Annotated in this window: 14 protein-coding genes; 7 read left to right on the forward strand and 7 right to left on the reverse strand. The window is 71.7% G+C overall.

Annotation, left to right across the window (positions count from 1 at the left end; genetic code table 11):
- The first annotated feature begins 9 nt into the window (after positions 1–9).
- The 3 genes from MILUP08_RS30245 (at position 10) to MILUP08_RS30255 (ending at position 3,086) form a co-directional block, all read left to right on the forward strand.
- The gene (locus MILUP08_RS30245; RefSeq protein ID WP_007465005.1) at positions 10–966 is read left to right on the forward strand and encodes an ABC transporter permease; all 957 of its coding nucleotides are present in this window, start codon (positions 10–12) and stop codon (positions 964–966) included.
- Between the two features lie 70 nt (positions 967–1,036).
- Positions 1,037–2,065 carry an ABC transporter ATP-binding protein gene (locus MILUP08_RS30250; protein ID WP_007465006.1) on the forward strand — a complete coding sequence of 343 codons (1,029 nt, stop codon included), beginning with the start codon at positions 1,037–1,039 and terminating at the stop codon, positions 2,063–2,065.
- Entirely contained in the window at positions 2,049–3,086 is a 1,038-nt protein-coding gene (locus MILUP08_RS30255; protein ID WP_039906894.1) for an ABC transporter ATP-binding protein, read from the forward strand. The genes MILUP08_RS30250 and MILUP08_RS30255 overlap by 17 nt, the downstream gene beginning before the upstream one ends.
- 123 nt (positions 3,087–3,209) lie before the next feature.
- Here MILUP08_RS30255 and purH read toward each other — a convergent pair whose 3' ends face one another.
- Both purH and purN read right to left on the reverse strand, forming a co-directional pair.
- Positions 3,210–4,781: a bifunctional phosphoribosylaminoimidazolecarboxamide formyltransferase/IMP cyclohydrolase gene (purH, locus tag MILUP08_RS30260; RefSeq protein ID WP_007465010.1), complete on the reverse strand. Its 1,572-nt coding sequence runs from the start codon at positions 4,779–4,781 to the stop codon at positions 3,210–3,212.
- The gene (gene purN / locus MILUP08_RS30265) at positions 4,778–5,398 is read right to left on the reverse strand and encodes a phosphoribosylglycinamide formyltransferase (protein WP_007465012.1); all 621 of its coding nucleotides are present in this window, start codon (positions 5,396–5,398) and stop codon (positions 4,778–4,780) included. Before purN ends, purH begins: the two co-directional genes overlap by 4 nt.
- 207 nt (positions 5,399–5,605) lie before the next feature.
- On the opposite strand from purN, the gene MILUP08_RS30270 reads away from it, so the two are divergent.
- Positions 5,606–6,193, forward strand: coding sequence for a DUF4190 domain-containing protein (locus tag MILUP08_RS30270; protein WP_007465014.1), 588 nt, complete (start codon positions 5,606–5,608; stop codon positions 6,191–6,193).
- Between the two features lie 151 nt (positions 6,194–6,344).
- Here MILUP08_RS30270 and MILUP08_RS30275 read toward each other — a convergent pair whose 3' ends face one another.
- Positions 6,345–7,664, reverse strand: a complete 1,320-nt coding sequence (locus tag MILUP08_RS30275; RefSeq protein ID WP_007465015.1) for a cell division protein PerM — start codon at positions 7,662–7,664, stop codon at positions 6,345–6,347.
- A gap of 201 nt (positions 7,665–7,865) precedes the next feature.
- Between MILUP08_RS30275 and MILUP08_RS30280 the strand changes: the two genes are divergently transcribed.
- Positions 7,866–8,132 (forward strand): hypothetical protein, encoded by a 267-nt coding sequence (locus MILUP08_RS30280; RefSeq protein ID WP_039909012.1) that lies wholly within the window; start codon positions 7,866–7,868, stop codon positions 8,130–8,132.
- Between the two features lie 63 nt (positions 8,133–8,195).
- Here MILUP08_RS30280 and sucD read toward each other — a convergent pair whose 3' ends face one another.
- The 3 genes from sucD to MILUP08_RS30295 all read right to left on the reverse strand — a co-directional run bounded on the left by sucD (position 8,196) and on the right by MILUP08_RS30295 (position 11,099).
- Positions 8,196–9,083 carry a succinate--CoA ligase subunit alpha gene (gene sucD / locus MILUP08_RS30285; RefSeq protein WP_007465020.1) on the reverse strand — a complete coding sequence of 296 codons (888 nt, stop codon included), beginning with the start codon at positions 9,081–9,083 and terminating at the stop codon, positions 8,196–8,198.
- Between the two features lie 2 nt (positions 9,084–9,085).
- Entirely contained in the window at positions 9,086–10,264 is a 1,179-nt protein-coding gene (gene sucC / locus MILUP08_RS30290; protein WP_007465023.1) for an ADP-forming succinate--CoA ligase subunit beta, read from the reverse strand.
- A gap of 430 nt (positions 10,265–10,694) precedes the next feature.
- Positions 10,695–11,099 carry a coenzyme B12-dependent isobutyryl CoA mutase small subunit gene (locus tag MILUP08_RS30295; RefSeq protein ID WP_007465027.1) on the reverse strand — a complete coding sequence of 135 codons (405 nt, stop codon included), beginning with the start codon at positions 11,097–11,099 and terminating at the stop codon, positions 10,695–10,697.
- Positions 11,100–11,535: 436 nt separating this feature from the next.
- Between MILUP08_RS30295 and MILUP08_RS30300 the strand changes: the two genes are divergently transcribed.
- On the forward strand, positions 11,536–12,243 hold the full coding sequence (locus MILUP08_RS30300) for a M23 family metallopeptidase (RefSeq protein WP_007465030.1): 708 nt from the start codon (positions 11,536–11,538) through the stop codon (positions 12,241–12,243).
- A gap of 274 nt (positions 12,244–12,517) precedes the next feature.
- Positions 12,518–13,291, forward strand: a complete 774-nt coding sequence (locus MILUP08_RS30305) for a M23 family metallopeptidase (RefSeq protein ID WP_007465032.1) — start codon at positions 12,518–12,520, stop codon at positions 13,289–13,291.
- A gap of 84 nt (positions 13,292–13,375) precedes the next feature.
- On the opposite strand, the gene pcrA is transcribed toward MILUP08_RS30305, so the two are convergent.
- Entirely contained in the window at positions 13,376–15,781 is a 2,406-nt protein-coding gene (gene pcrA / locus MILUP08_RS30310; protein WP_007465034.1) for a DNA helicase PcrA, read from the reverse strand.
- Positions 15,782–16,036: the final 255 nt, after the last annotated feature.

Below are 16,036 nucleotides of genomic sequence, written 5' to 3' on the forward strand. Positions count from 1 at the left end.
GGTGCCGGCATGAGTGACTTTGAAACGGTGGCGGCCAGCGAGAACCAGGCCGCCCGGCGTGGCCCCTCGGGCGAGCCGGGCACACCCAACCAGGTCGGCGCCGCGAACAAGCCGCGCAGCCTGGCCGGCGACGCCTGGCGCGACCTGCGCCGCAACCCGATCTTCTGGATCTCGCTGACGCTTGTCGTCGTCTTCACCCTGATGGCGCTGGCCCCCGGCGTGTTCACCGCCAACAGCCCGAACGACTGCCTGCTGTCCCGACAGCACGCCGGGCCGTCCGGCGGTGCCATCTTCGGGTACGACTTCCAGGGCTGCGACACGTACTCCCGGGCGGTCTACGGGACGCGGGCCTCGCTGCTGGTCGGCGCGCTCGCCGCGCTCGGCACCGGCATCATCGCGCTGGTCATCGGCATGCTGGCCGGGTACTTCGGCCGCTGGGTCGACGCCGTGCTCTCCCGGGTGATCGACGTGGTGCTCGGCATCCCGCTGCTGCTGGCCGCGATCGTGCTGCTCAAGCGGGTGTCCAGCGACAGCGACAACGCGCGCATCGCCGCGGTGATCTTCGTGCTGGCCATCCTGGGCTGGACCACCGCCGCCCGGGTGGTGCGCTCCTCGGTGATCACCGCCAAGGAGCAGGACTACGTGGCGGCGGCCCGGATGCTCGGCGCCGGCAACGGCCGGATCATGTGGCGGCACATCCTGCCGAACTCGCTGGCCCCGGCCATCGTCGTGTTGACCATCGCGCTCGGCTCGTTCATCGCCGCCGAGGCGACGCTCTCCTTCCTGGGCATCGGCCTCAAGGCGCCGACCATCTCCTGGGGCCAGGACATCGACACCGGCCGCATCCACATGCGGGAGGCGGCGACGCCGCTGATCGTCCCGTCGGCCTTCCTCGCGCTGACCGTGCTGGCGTTCATCATGCTCGGCGACGCGATCCGTGACGCCTTCGACCCGAAGCTGCGGTGATCCCTCACATGCGAGCGCGAGGAGTGAGCGAAGCGAGCCCCGCAGTCGCGAGCGAAAGGCAGGCACAGTCTTGACCGTCAATCCCACTCCCGCCTCGGCCACGCCCGAGGGCGGCCACCTGCTGGAGCTGCGGGACCTGCACGTCGAGTTCCGGACCAACGAGGGCGTGGCCCGGGTGATCAACGGCGTGTCGTACCACCTGGACGCCGGGGAGACCCTCGCGGTGCTCGGTGAGTCCGGCTCGGGCAAGTCGGTCACCGCCCAGGCGATCATGGGCATCCTGGACACGCCGCCCGCGTTCGTCCGCTCCGGCCAGATCCTCTACCGGGGTCAGGACCTGCTCACCGCCTCGGAGGAGCAGCGCCGGCAGGTCCGCGGCAAGGAGATCGCGATCATCTTCCAGGACGCGCTCTCCGCGCTGAACCCGGTCTTCCCGGTCGGCTGGCAGATCGGCGAGACGCTGCGCCAGCGCTCCGGCATGTCCCGGGGTGACGCCCGCCGTCGGGCCGTCGAGCTGATGGACCTGGTCAAGATCCCGGGCGCCGCCAAGCGGATCGGTGACTACCCGCACCAGTTCTCCGGTGGCATGCGGCAGCGCGTCATGATCGCCATGGCGCTGGCGCTGGACCCGAAGGTGCTGATCGCCGACGAGCCCACCACCGCGCTCGACGTCACCGTGCAGGCCCAGATCATGGACCTGCTCGCCGATCTGCGCCGGGACCTCGACATGGCGATGATCCTGATCACCCACGACCTGGGTGTCGTCGCCGGTGTCGCGGACCGGATCGCGGTCATGTACGCGGGCCGGATCGTCGAGCACGCCGACGTCCGCTCGCTCTACAAGGCGCCGGCCCACCCGTACACCAAGGGGTTGTTGGAGTCGATTCCGCGGATGGACGTCCGCGGCCAGGAACTGTCGACGATCAAGGGGTTGCCGCCGAACCTGATGCGCATCCCCTCCGGCTGCCCGTTCCACCCCCGGTGCCCGTACGTCCAGCAGGTCTGCGTGGACGTGGTGCCGCACGACCTGGTCCTCGGCGACGGCCGGACCAGCGCTTGCCACTTCGCGCAGGAGGTTCGTGATGACAGCGCCCGCTAGCTCCACCAAGGTCCGGGGCGAGACCATCCTCTCCGTCGACAACCTGGTGAAGCACTTCCCGATCAGTCAGGGTGTGCTGTTCCAGCGGCAGATCGGCGCCGTGAAGGCCGTCGACGGCGTGAGCTTCGAGCTGCGGCGGGGCGAGACGCTTGGCGTGGTCGGCGAGTCCGGCTGCGGCAAGTCGACACTCGCCCGGCTGCTGATGCGGTTGGAGACGCCGACCTCCGGGCGGGCCACCCTGGAGGGCAAGGACCTGTTCAAGGCCTCCGGGTCGGAGCTGCGCCGGCTGCGCCGCAACATGCAGATGGTCATGCAGGATCCGTACACCTCGCTGAACCCGCGGATGACCGTCGGCGACATCATCGGCGAGCCGTTCGAGATCCACCCGGACGCCGCGCCGAAGGGAAGCAAGGCCAGGCGGGTCCAGGAGCTGCTGGACGTCGTCGGGCTCAACCCGGAGCACATCAACAGGTACCCGCACCAGTTCTCCGGCGGTCAGCGTCAGCGCATCGGCATCGCCCGCGCTCTCGCGCTGCGGCCCGAGGTGATCGTCTGCGACGAGCCCGTCTCGGCGCTTGACGTCTCCATCCAGGCCCAGGTGATCAACCTGCTGGAGCAGCTCCAGGACGAGTTCGGGCTGTCGTACATCTTCATCGCGCACGACCTGTCAGTGGTCCGGCACATCGCCGACCGGGTGGCGGTCATGTACCTCGGTCGGATCGTCGAGATCGGCACCGAGGACGAGATCTACGAGCGCGCCACCCACCCGTACACCCAGGCACTGCTGTCGGCCGTGCCGGTGCCGGACCCGGAGGTACGCGACCAGCGCAACATGATCCGGCTGGTCGGCGACGTGCCGAGCCCGGCCGACCCGCCGAGCGGCTGCCACTTCCGGACCCGCTGCTGGAAGGCCCAGGACATCTGCGCCAAGGAGGACCCGCAAACGGTCCCGAGAGCAGCGGACCCCCACCCGTCCGCCTGCCACTTCGCCGAACTCCGCCCCACCACCCCGACGGTCTGACCCACCGGCCTAACCCTCCAACCGCGGTGATCATGGGGTTGACGGGCCGTTTCGTCCGGCTCGTGCCCGTCAACCCCATGATCAACCCACAGTGCGCGGGCCCGCGCTGCGCGGAGGCCGGGGTTAGTGGAAGAAGTGGCGGGTTTTCGTCAGGTACATCGTGACGTTCGCCTTTTTGGCCGCCTCGATTACCTCTTCGTCGCGGATCGAGCCGCCGGGCTGCACGATGGCGCGGACGCCGGCGTCGATGAGGATCTGCGGACCGTCGGCGAACGGGAAGAACGCGTCCGACGCCGCGACCGACCCTCGGGCGCGGTCGGCGCCGGCGCGGGTGACCGCGAGCTGCGCCGAGTCGACCCGGTTGACCTGACCCATGCCGACCCCGACGGTGGCGCCGTCCTTGGCGAGCAGGATCGCGTTGCTCTTCACCGCGCGGACCGCCCGCCAGGCGAACGCGAGGTCACGCAGCAGCTCCTCGTCGGCGGCCTCACCGGTCGCCAACTGCCAGTTCGCCGGGTCGTCGCCGGGGGCGTCCACCCGGTCGGCGACCTGGGCCAGCACCCCGCCGGTCACCGACCGCAACTCCACGAGCGCAGGCGTCCAGGCCGGCGCCCGCAGCAGCCGGACGTTCTTCTTGCCCTGCAACACCTCGACCGCGCCCTCGTCGAAGCCGGGGGCGACCACCACCTCGGTGAAGATGTCGGCGACCTGCCGGGCCAGCTCGACCGAGACCGACCGGTTGACAGCGATCACGCCCCCGTACGCCGACACCGGGTCGCAGGCGTGCGCCTTGCGGTGCGCCTCGGCGACGTCCGCGCCCACCGCGATGCCGCACGGGTTGGCGTGCTTGATGATCGCCACCGCCGGCTGGTCGGTGAAGTCGTTCGCGGCCCGCCAGGCGGCGTCGGCGTCGACGTAGTTGTTGTACGACATCTCCTTGCCGTGCAACTGCTCGGCCTGGGCCAGCCCCGCCGGGGCGTCCGGGTCGGTGTAGAGCGCGGCGGGCTGGTGCGGGTTCTCCCCGTAGCGCAGCACTGTCGACTTGCGCAGCGCCAGCCCCGCGAACTGCGGCCAGGAGTCGTCGGCGGGCGCCAGCTCCCGGGCGCACCACTGGGCCACCGCGACGTCGTACTCGGCGATGTCGGCGAACGCGCGGGCGGCCAGCGCGCGACGCTGGGCCAGCGTGAAACCACCCTCGTCGAGCGCGCCGAGCAGCGCCGGATAACCGGCCGGATCGGTGAGGACCGCCACCGAGGCGTGGTTCTTGGCTGCGGCCCGCACCATGGCCGGGCCACCGATGTCGATCTGCTCCACGCACTCCTCGACGCCGGCGCCGGAGGCGACCGTCGCCTGGAACGGGTACAGGTTGGAGACCAGCAGGTCGAACGCCGCCACACCCAACTCGTCGAGTTGTGCGACGTGCGTGTCCTTGCGCAGGTCGGCGAGGAGACCCGCGTGCACCTTCGGGTGCAGGGTCTTCACCCGGCCGTCGAGCACCTCGGGAAAGCCGGTCACCGTCTCCACCGGCGTCACCGGAACCCCGGCGGCGGCGATGGTGCCCGCCGTGCTGCCGGTGGACACGATCTCCACACCGGCCGCGTGCAGGGCCTGAGCCAGCTCGACCAGCCCGGTCTTGTCGTAGACGCTGACCAGCGCCCGCCGAATCGGGCGGCGCCCGTCCTGAGTGGGACTCACGGAACCGTGACCTTCCTTCCGGTGATGGTCCAGCCTTCGCGGACCAGTCGGCCGACCTGCTCGACGAGCTGGCGGCGCTCGGCTTCCTTGATGCGCTCGGTGAGCGCGTCCACGTCGTCGTCGTCGAGCACCGGCACCGCGACCTGCGCCACGATCGGCCCGGTGTCCATGCCGGCGTCGACGAAGAAGAGCGTGGCCCCGGTGAGCTTCACCCCGTAGGCGAGGGCGTCACGCGGGCCGTGGATGCCGGGGAACGCCGGCAGCAGGGTGTTGTGGGTGTTCAGGTAGCGGTCGCCGAAGGCGGCGAGGAAGTGCGGGCCGACCAGCTTGAGGAAGCCTGCGGAGATGACCAGGTCGGGCTGGTGCTTGGCGACGTGCGCGGTGAGCGCGCGGTCCCAGTCCTCCCGGGTGTCGTGGTCGCGGACCCGCTCGACGAACGTCGGCACCCCCGCCGCGTCGGCCCGGTCCAGGCCCGCGATGCCGTCGCGGTCCGCGCCGACCGCGACGACCTGTGCGCCGTACGCAGGGTCGACTGCGGCGTCCAGCAGGGCCTGCAGATTGCTCCCGGAGCCGGAGATGAGGACGACGATGCGGGCGACGGACGCGGGCTCGGTCACCGGGCCACCCTATCGGGCAGGTCAGGATGCCCCTCGGTTGGGCGGTTCGCCGATCTGTGACAGTGACCGACGGGTGGAGTGCGCGGTTATCAGGAGTAATGCGTGGTATGTCGTCGCGCTGCTGTGCTGTGCCTGAGGTGGTCTGACCGCGATCATGGGTGGGAACAACAGCAGCAACTGACGGAACCAGTCCAAGGAGCTTCTCGAATGCAGCCCGGCAACCCCGGTCAGGACCCGTACGGCCAGCAGCCCAACCAGGACCCGACCGCACCCCAGCCGCCGCACGACCCGTACGCCCCGCCGCCGGCCGCCCCGTACGGCCAGCAGCCCACCTCGGGTCAGCCGTACGGCCAGCCCACCTCGGGCCAGCCCTACGGTCAGCCGCCGGCGGCTCCGTACGGCCAGCAGCCCGGCGCCCCGTACGGCCAGCAGCCGCAGGACCCGTACGGCGCACCGCAGGCCCCGTACGGCCAGCAGCAGCCCTACGGCGCCCCGACGTACCCGAACGCCGGCTACCCGCAGCAGCAGGGCCAGAACAACACCCTGGGTCTGGTGTCGATGATCCTCGGCATCGCGTCGATCCCGCTGGTCTGCTGCGTCTTCCTGGGCATTCCAGTCGGCATCGCGGGCGTGGTGACCGGTTACCTCGCCAAGCAGAAGGTCGCCCAGGGCCAGGCCAGCAACGCCGGCCAGGCCAAGGCCGGCCTGATCTGCGGCGCGGTCGGTGTCGGCCTGGGCATCCTGCTGCTCATCCTGAACATCGTCGGGACCTTCAGCCTGCCGACCGAGCCCTGACAGACCCTGCTTTCGACGGGGCGCTCCGGATCCGTCCGGGGCGCCCCGCGCCGTCTCCGCACCCTCGTCGGCCGGGCCACCGACGGCCGGGCCACCGTTCGCCGGGGTCGCCGTTCGCAGCGCGGCCGTTGGCCGTCGTGCCGGCGGGTGGTCAGGCGCCGGGGCGGACCGGCGGTGTCGGGGCGGGGCGCGGGCTCCGGGCGAGCACCCGGGTGGCGGCGGCGCCGAGCAGCGCGCCGACCGCGACGACACCTGCCGCCACCGCGCCGACCTGCCAGGCCACCGGCCCGAGTTGCGCCAACCGCCCGGCACCGAGCGGCCCGCCGGAGGCCGCGGCGGCGACGCCGAGCAGCACGCCGGCAACCGGCCCGGCCAGCGCCGCCGGGGCCAACAGCTCCGCCCAGCGCCGCGGCGGCCGTTCCGACCCGGCGGACCGGGCCAGCCGGCGGGCGAGCAACCAGCCGGCGACCATCCCGGCCAGGACCGGCACCGCGAGCAGCAGGCCGCCGACGCCGTCCACCGGGCCGCGCGGCAGACCAGCGAGCAACGGTACGGCCGGCAGCGCGCCGACCGACACCTCACTGGTGCGTACGGCCGTGTCGACGCCGACCGCGAAGCCCGGCCCGAGCAGATAGCTTGTCGACCAGACTGCGGCGTTCGGTGCGTACGCCATGCTGACCAGGGTGATCCCGGCCTGCCCGGCCACCCCGGTCCGGTACGCGCCGATCATGTCCGCCGCGTCCCCGCCACCGGTGGCCACGGCCAGGCCGGCCGCCCCTGCGCCCGCCCCGAGCAGGAGGAGCGCGGCCACCAGCCCGGTGCGGACGCCGTCGCGTAGCGGGCCGGGGATCCGGGTGACGAGCAGTCGGGTCACGGCGGTGATCCGGATCGCGCCGACCAGCGCGCCGAGCGTGCCGACCACCGCGAACGTGGCCGCCGCCCGCACCGGGGACACGTGCGGCCCGCTCGCCCCGATCAGCACCGCGGCGAGCGCGCCGAGCAGCGCGTACGCCAGGCCGACCGCTCCGGCGGCGATCAGCGCGCGGCGCGGTGAGCGGGTGTCGCGGGCGCCGATCGCGCGGCTCACGTGCACGCCGGCGCGGGTCAATCGCCAGAGCGCGAGGACGGTCAGCGCCAGCGGGGCGAGCCCGAACGGGCCCGCCTCGGTGTGCAGCGGCACGCCGTGCCCCACCAGCCAACCCGCAAGCGCGGTGCGCAGAGTGCCGCCCAGCGTGGTGGAATCCGCGCCGAGCTGGACCAGGCCGAGCACGATGGCGACCGGCAGGTACGACGTGAGGGCCGCCCCGGCGGCGGCCACCCCGGCGGCGACGGGCAGCGGCGCACGCCCACGCGGCGACCCACCGGCGCGCGGCGCGGGCACCCGCCGGCGCGGCGCGGCGCGGTCGACCGGCCGGTCGTCGGCGCGTACACCGCCGGGACGGCTGGGTGGGTCAGGGGTGACGGGGGACATCCGCTCTACTCTGGCACGTCGCGCGGGCGGTGGCAGTCCGTTAACCCGCCCCGGAGGGCGGCGAGTTGGGCGAACCGCGGTCGGAGCCGCCCCGCCGGGTCTAGCGTCGGGCCAGAGGGGGTGGCCGTCGCCGCCAACCGGGTCGCACCCACCGGTCGCGGTCCGGGTCGGCCCGCCACCCACGACCGCCCGGAGGTACCCGTGACGACCGCATACCCGCCGCCCCCACCACCGCCGGCCAGGGGACGCGACCGCACCACGCTCTGGGGCGTGCTGGGCATCGTCCTCGGCCTGATCTGTTGCGGCATCCTCGGCATCATCTTCGGCTACCTGTCGCTGCGCGACGCGCGGCGCAACGGCCAGTCGCCGGTTCTCGGCTACCTCGCCATCGTGTTCGGCGTGATCAACATCATCGGCGGCTCGATCCTGCGTCTCACCGGCAACTACCCGTTCTGGAACAACGACTGACCCGGCGCCACGACGAAGGGGCCGACCAGTTCTGGTCGACCCCTTCGCTGTTGCCGTGCCGGCTCAGTTGCCGGACATGATCTCCCGCATCAGCTTGGCGGTCTCGGTGGGCGTCTTGCCGACCTTGACGCCGACGGCTTCGAGCGCCGCCTGCTTCGCCTCGGCGGTACCGGCCGAGCCGGAGATGATCGCCCCGGCGTGACCCATGGTCTTGCCGGGCGGCGCGGTGAAGCCGGCGATGTAGCCGACCACCGGCTTGGTGACGTTGCCCTTGATGAACTCGGCGGCCCGCTCCTCGGCGTCGCCACCGATCTCACCGATCATCACGATGGCGTCGGTCTCCGGGTCGGCCTCGAACGCCTTGAGGGCGTCGATGTGCGTGGTGCCGATGATCGGGTCGCCGCCGATGCCGACGCAGGTGGAGAAGCCGATGTCACGCAGCTCGTACATCATCTGGTAGGTCAGCGTGCCGCTCTTGCTGACCAGGCCGATGCGGCCGGTACCGGTGATGTCGGCCGGGATGATGCCGGCGTTGGACGCGCCCGGCGAGGCGATGCCGGGGCAGTTCGGCCCGATGATCCGGGTCCGCTCGCCCTGCGCGAGGTTGTACGCCCAGAACGCGGCGGTGTCGTGCACCGGCACGCCCTCGGTGATCACCACGGCCAGCGGGATCGCCGCGTCGATCGCCTCGACGACGGCGGCCTTGGTGAACTGCGGCGGCACGAAGATGACCGTGACGTCGGCCCCGGTCTCGGCCATGGCGTCCGCCACGGACGCGAAGACCGGCAGCTCGGTGCCGTCGAAGTCGACCTTCTGGCCCGCCTTGCGCGGGTTGACGCCGCCCACCACGTTGGTGCCGGCGGCGAGCATCCGCCGGGTGTGCTTGGAGCCCTCGGAGCCGGTCATCCCCTGAACGATGACCTTCGAGTCCTTGGTCAGCCAGATAGCCATGATCAGACCCCCGCAGCTGCCAGCTCGGCGGCCCGCTCGGCCGCGCCGTCCATGGTGTCCACCCGCTGTACGAGCGGGTTGTTCGCGCCGTCCAGGATCGCCCGGCCGGCCTCGGCGTTGTTGCCGTCGAGCCGGACGACGAGCGGCTTGGTGACCTTCTCGCCGCGCTGCTCCAGCAGGGCCAGCGCCTGGATGATGCCGTTGGCGACCTCGTCGCAGGCGGTGATGCCGCCGAAGACGTTGACGAAGACGCTCTTCACGGCCGGGTCGGAGAGCACGATCTCCAGCCCGTTCGCCATCACCGCGGCGCTCGCGCCGCCGCCGATGTCGAGGAAGTTGGCCGGCTTGACGTTGCCGTGCCGCTCACCGGCGTACGCGACGACGTCGAGGGTCGACATGACCAGACCCGCGCCGTTGCCGATGATGCCGACCTCGCCGTCGAGCTTGACGTAGTTGAGGTCCTTGGCCTTGGCGGCCTGCTCCAGCGGGTCCACGGCGGCCTGGTCGACCAGGGCCTCGTGGTCCGGGTGCCGGAACGCGGCGTTCTCGTCCAGAGTGATCTTGGCGTCGAGCAGCAGCAGCCGCCCGTCGCCGTTCTTCGCGAGGGGGTTGACCTCGACCAGGGTGGCATCCTCGGCGACGAACGCCTGCCACAGGCCGACAGCCACCTCGACGACCTGGTCGGCGACCTCGGCCGGGAAGCCGGCGGCGGTGACGATCTCCCGCGCCTTGGCCTCGTCGACGCCGGTGTTCGCGTCGATCGGCGCCTTCACCACGCGGTCCGGGGTGTCGGCGGCGACCTGCTCGATGTCCATGCCGCCGGCCACGCTGGCGATGCAGAGGAAGGTGCGGTTCGCCCGGTCGAGCAGGTAAGAGAAGTAGTACTCCTCGGCCACGTCCGCCGTCACCGTGATCATGACCTTGTGGACGGTGTGGCCCTTGATGTCCATGCCGAGGATGTCGGTGGCGCGGGCCACCGTCTCCTCGGCGCCCTCGGCCAGCTTGACGCCGCCGGCCTTACCTCGGCCGCCGACCTTCACCTGCGCCTTGACGACCACGCGACCGCCGAGGCGTTCAGCGATCGCACGGGCCTCTTCCGGGGTAGTGGCGACGCCGCCGGCCAGCACGGGCAAGCCGTGCCGCTCGAACAGGTCCCGCCCCTGGTACTCGTACAGGTCCACGATTGCGCGTCCCGTCCCGTCTCCGCGGCGCGCCGTCGCGCCGCCACCAGCGTTCAGAAAACAGTTTGACGCCTGTCATCAGTTGAAACAGGCCATTGGCGGCAGCCTAGCGATGCGGGCACCGCCGGCAACCGAGCGGGTGCACGGTGTGCGGTAATGCACAACCCCGTGCCGACTGCGGCTGATTCCGGCCGCATCGTGGGCGGCATCAGTCATCCGGGCGATGTTGCCGAGGGTCCGTAACCCGCCCGTCGGGGCGTCGTTGAGTCAGGTGTCGGCGCGCTGAGCAGCGCAAAGACGGGATACGGCCGATGCCCTGTCGGTCGAGGGGTGGCGGCGGGGCATCGTGCATAGAGGGGCCGGACGTGTGAGGGGTGCGTCCGGCCCCTCCCCCGTGCCCAAATCCCGGTCGATGCAGCAGACCGGCGCCTCAGGCGACCGGCTGCGCGACGTTCTGCCGGACCCACTCGACGATCGACTGAGTGGTGGCGCCCGGCGTGAAGATCTTCGCGACGCCCAGCTTCTCCAGCTCGGGGATGTCGCCGTTGGGAATGATGCCGCCGCCGAACACGACGATGTCCCGGGCGTCGCGCTCGGCCAGCAACTCCAGCACGCGACGGAAGAGCGTCATGTGCGCGCCGGAGAGCACGGAGAGACCGACGGCGTCGGCGTCCTCCTGGATGGCCGTCTCCACGATCTGCTCGGGCGTCTGGTGCAGGCCGGTGTAGACGACCTCCATCCCCGCGTCACGCAGAGCGCGTGCGACGACCTTCGCGCCACGGTCGTGGCCGTCCAGACCGGGCTTCGCGACGACGACCCGAATACGAGAGCTCATCAGCGCACACCTTTCACCGGCTCCACGGCCTTCACCTGAACGAACGGTAACCCGCCCGACCGGGGCCGGGAAATCCGGGCCGGGAACACGTCCCCATTCTGTCGTGGCCGGGCGCGGCCTGGGGGGCCGCTTCGACACCTCCGCACCCGGGCCCCCGCGTCAAGCCGGACGACTCCGCCGGATCGGTCACGCTCGGCGACGAACGGGTGGTTACGGGGGCACCGTTCGACGTCGCGATGCATGACAATCTCGGACGCAAACGGACAGATCGACACGCCAATTCGGCGCTCTGGCTTGTGACTCGCCTGGTGGTTGGCTAACGTGTCCACGGTTGTCATCAGGTCCATGGACGGGTGACGACGCGGTCGGCAGACGTTCACCAGAGCTTCACGGACGTCCATCGGCCGCCTCGGAACCCCGACAACGGAGGGTGTGCGTGCGCCAGCGCCTGTCGTCTGAGCCCGATCGATATCGCGGTCGCCGCCGCGTGCCCACCCCCCCGCGTAGCCGTTACGCGGCCGTCGTCACCACCGCCTTCGTCGGCGCGGGCATCGTCGCGCTTGGCGCGTCGGCCCTGCCGGACGCCAAGGACGTCAGCCCGACGGTGCTCGACGAGCTGAAGCAGGCGTCGATCACCAGTCAGGACGTCGCGGCCCGTGCGGACAACGCCGAGCGCGCCTCCCGGGACAGCCGCACGAAGGAAGCGGCCGAGCCCGAGGTCTGGATGCTGCCGCTGCAGGGCTACGACTTCAACTCCCCGTACGGGATGCGGTGGGGCAAGCTGCACACAGGCGTCGACCTGGTCGTCCCCGAGGGCACGCCGTACGTGGCGGTCCACGACGGGCTCGTCACCAAGGCCGGCTGGTTCGGCGGCTACGGCTACGCGGTGATCGTCCAGCACGCCGACGGCAGCGAGGCCATCTACGGTCACTCCTCCGCGCTCAGCGTCAAGGAGGGCCAGCAGGTCAAGGCGGGTGACCAGCTCGGCCTGGTGGGCCAGACCGGCCACGCCTACGGCACCCACCTGCACCTTGAGCTTCATGTCAAGGGCGCGCCGATCGACCCCGTTCCGTACCTGCAGGAGCGCGGAGTGGACATCAAGCTGCAAGTCGAGGCAATCTACAGCGACGTAGCGGGTTCCTGACGCTGCGTACTGACCACTGACCGCCCGGGTCTGTCGATCCGGGCGGTTTTTTCTGCGCCGTCGACAGCCGATGTCTGCTGGATCACAGGCCGGACTGTGACCCACCGCACGGCACCGCATGATCACTTTTCCGGACGGACTGCTTCAGACCGGCCCATACCAGGTCAGCCTGGCTGCCGCCGACGGTTCGGCCCCCCGGTCCCGGGCGGTCGTCCGGCTCGGCCCGACACCAGTATTTCGAGGTCAAGTGCCCCCTCGACTGTGAAGGTCCGCCGTGCAGGAAGACAGCCCCGTCCAGAACGAGAACACCCCCGACGCCACCGTCGCGCAGCCGCGAAACGCCCGCCGACGGAACCGCCTCATCGTGCTCGGCGCGGCCGCGCTGGTAGCCCTCGGCCTGGGCGGGGTCGCCGTCGCCACGTCCGGCCCCGACCGGCCGGCGCCCACCGCCGTCTCGCTCGACGCCCGGTCCCGGGCCGAGGCCGCCGGCCGGGCCGACCGCTCGGTCCGCGAGTCGAGCGCGCCGACCTCCCCGTCGGCCAGCCCGACCGTGAGCCCGTCGACGGCCAGCGCCAGCCCGACACCGACGAAGAAGGCCACCGCCACGCCGAAGCCGAAGCCGAAGCCGAAGAAGGCCACCAGGCCGACGGCCGCCTGGGTCGACCCGATGCCGGGCGCCTCGGTCACCTCCTGCTTCGGCGAGCGCTGGGGCACCCTGCACGCCGGGATCGACCTGGCGCTGCCCTCGGGCACCCCCATCCACGCCGCGGCCGCCGGCACGGTCACCCAGGCCGGTGACGCCGCGGACGGGTACGGCAACTCCGTCTTCATCGACCACGGCAACGGCTACCTGACCCACTACGCCCACCAGAGCCGCATCGCGGTCACCGTCGGGCAGAAGGTCAAGGCCGGCCAGGTGATCGGCTACGAGGGCGCCACGGGCGACGCCACGGGCCCGCACCTGCACTTCGAGGTGCACCAGGGCATGTGGAACCAGATCGACCCCGCGCCGTTCATGCGCGCGCACGGCGTGGACCTGGGCTGCTGAATCTGGCGTCAGATCGGCGATGTGGGGGTGTCCGGGAGGTCGGATGCCCCCACTCGGCGTTGTGGAGTGGACCGCCTCGGGACGTCAGAGCTTGTCGACCGGGGCGTGGCGCAGCACCAGCCACATGGTCTGGTCGCCGAAGTCGATCTGCGCGCGGGCTCCCGGGCCGTGCCCCTCCACGGCCAGCACCCGCCCCAGCCCGTAGCGCTGGTGGTTGACCCGGTCGCCGGCGGCCACCTTCGGCCCCTGCGGCAGCTCACTGGCCGTGGTCAACCGGCTGGCGTCCACACCGAGCCGCTGGGCCAGCTGCGCCGCCTTCGGCGTACCCCCGGTGAAGGTGCCGCGCCCGCCGGGCGCGCGGTCCGCGCGCCCGCCGACGCCGCCGCCCCCGCCGGCCCACGAGGTGTACGACCCCTCCGTGCGCTCCCAGCGCACCAGCTCCGGCGGCAGCTCCTCCAGGAACCGCGACGGCGGGTTGTAGGACGGCTGCCCCCACGCCGAGCGGGTCACCGCCCGGGAGAGGTAGAGCCGCTGCCGGGCGCGGGTGATGCCGACGTACGCCAGTCGGCGCTCCTCCTCCAGCTCGCGGGTGTCGCCAAGCGAGCGCAGGTGCGGGAAGACGCCGTCCTCCAGCCCGGTCAGGAAGACCACCGGGAACTCCAGGCCCTTGGCGGTGTGCAACGTCATGAGGGTGACGACGCCCTGGTGGTCGGGGTCGTCGGAGGGGATCTGGTCGGCGTCGGCCACCAGCGCGACCTGCTCCAGGAAACCCGCCACGGTGGCGCGTTCGCCGTCGGCGCCGGTCGCCTCGATCCGCTCGGTGTACTCCCGGGCGACGCTCACCAGCTCCTGGAGGTTGTCCACCCGGCCCGCGTCCTGCGGGTCCAGGCTCTCCTCCAGCTCGGTGAGGTAGCCCGAGCGGGTCAGCAGGGCCTCCAGCACCTCCTCCGGGGTGCCGGTCTCGGCGAGCTCCCGTGCGCCGTCGAGCAGCGCCACGAAGTCGCCGATGCCGTTGGCGGCCCGGGTGGAGATGCCAGGTGCCTCCCGCGCCCGGCGCAGCGCCGCGCCGAAGGAGATCCGATCACGGCTGGACAGCGCCTCGACGCACGCCTCGGCGCGGTCGCCGATCCCCCGGCGGGGGGTGTTCAGCACCCGCCGCAGGCTCACCGTGTCGTCGTCGTTGACCACCGAGCGCAGGTACGCCAGAGCGTCGCGAACCTCTTTGCGCTCGTAGAAGCGCACCCCGCCGACCACCTTGTACGGCAGGCCGGCGCGGATGAACACCTCCTCGAAGACGCGGGACTGGGCGTTGGTGCGGTAGAAGACCGCGACGTCACCGGGGCGGGTCTCGTCGGCGTCGACCAGCCGGTCGATCTCCCGGCCCACCCAGTCCGCCTCGGCGTGCTCGGTGTCGGCCACATAGCCGACGATCCGCTCGCCGTCGCCGGCCTCGCTCCACAGCCGCTTCGGCTTGCGGGAGGTGTTCCGGTCGATCACCGCGTTGGCGGCGTTGAGGATGGTCTGGGTCGAGCGGTAGTTCTGCTCCAGCAGGATCGTCCGCGCGTCGGTGAAGTCCCGCTCGAACTCCAGGATGTTGCGGATCGTCGCGCCCCGGAACGCGTAGATCGACTGGTCGGCGTCACCGACCACGCACAGCTCGGCCGGCTCCAGCCCGTCGGTGCCGGAGACCAGCTCCTTGATCAGGACGTACTGGGCGTGGTTGGTGTCCTGGTACTCGTCCACCAGCACGTGCCGGAATCGCCGCCGGTAGCTCTCCGCGACGTGCGGGTGGGACTGGAGCAGGTGCACCGTCGTCATGATCAGGTCGTCGAAGTCCAGCGCGTGCGCCTCGCGCAGCCGGCGCTGGTAGAGCGTGTACGCCTCGGCGAGCGCCCGCTCGTTGGGCCCGCTGGCCCGCGCGGCGAACTGCTCCGGGTCGACCAGCTCGTTCTTCAGGTTGGAGACCTGGGCGGCCAGCCCGCGCGCCGGGTAGCGCTTCGGGTCGAGATCCAGCTCGCGGGTCACCAACTGCATCAGCCGCCGGGAGTCGTCCGCGTCGTAGATCGAGAACGTCGACTTGAGGCCGGCGTGCTCGTGCTCGGCGCGCAGGATGCGGACGCACGCCGAGTGGAACGTCGACACCCACATCAGTCGGGCCCGCGGGCCGACGAGCGCGGCGACCCGCTCCTTCATCTCGCCGGCCGCCTTGTTGGTGAAGGTGATGGCGATGATCTCACCGGGATGCACGTCCCGTGCGGCGAGCAGGTAGGCGATCCGGTGGGTGAGCACCCGGGTCTTGCCGGACCCCGCGCCGGCCACGATCAGCAACGGCGAACCGGCGTGGCTGACGGCGTCGCGCTGCGGCCCGTTCAACCCGGCCAGGAGCTGCTGCGGATCGAGGCGGGCGGAGGCCGACCCGGGCCGGTGCGGACGGGCCGGCGCGGACTCCGGCGCGGGCGGGGACGCGGGAATGTCGAAGAGAGGATGCATCGCGCGCCAAGTCTATGCCGCCAGCCGGACACTTCCCGACCGCGCCGTCCGCGTGACCGGGCCGCCGTGCCGGCGCCTCGCGTACACGGCCGGGCCGCCCTTTTGCGCGGGAATCCTTGCGCGCCGGCCACCGGCGTGGGCATACTCGACGGCGTGATCGCTGCGCGTTACTACTTTTACTACGGCACCGGGAGTCCGGCTGCCGTAGGTCGCGCCTGATCGACAGACCTGCGAAAAGCCCCGGGCTCCTGGAGT

Origin of the sequence: Micromonospora lupini str. Lupac 08 (assembly GCF_000297395.2) — a bacterium.
GTDB lineage: Bacteria > Actinomycetota > Actinomycetes > Mycobacteriales > Micromonosporaceae > Micromonospora > Micromonospora lupini.

Excerpts from the sequence above, each read along its gene's own strand:
- pcrA (WP_007465034.1), bottom strand. The coding sequence starts at position 15,781 with ATGCATCCTCTCTTCGACATTCCCGCGTCCCCGCCCGCGCCGGAGTCC.
- sucD (WP_007465020.1), bottom strand. The coding sequence starts at position 9,083 with ATGGCTATCTGGCTGACCAAGGACTCGAAGGTCATCGTTCAGGGGATG.
- MILUP08_RS30245 (WP_007465005.1), top strand. The coding sequence starts at position 10 with ATGAGTGACTTTGAAACGGTGGCGGCCAGCGAGAACCAGGCCGCCCGG.
- MILUP08_RS30255 (WP_039906894.1), top strand. The coding sequence starts at position 2,049 with ATGACAGCGCCCGCTAGCTCCACCAAGGTCCGGGGCGAGACCATCCTC.
- MILUP08_RS30295 (WP_007465027.1), bottom strand. The coding sequence starts at position 11,099 with ATGAGCTCTCGTATTCGGGTCGTCGTCGCGAAGCCCGGTCTGGACGGC.
- MILUP08_RS30275 (WP_007465015.1), bottom strand. The coding sequence starts at position 7,664 with ATGTCCCCCGTCACCCCTGACCCACCCAGCCGTCCCGGCGGTGTACGC.
- MILUP08_RS30270 (WP_007465014.1), top strand. The coding sequence starts at position 5,606 with ATGCAGCCCGGCAACCCCGGTCAGGACCCGTACGGCCAGCAGCCCAAC.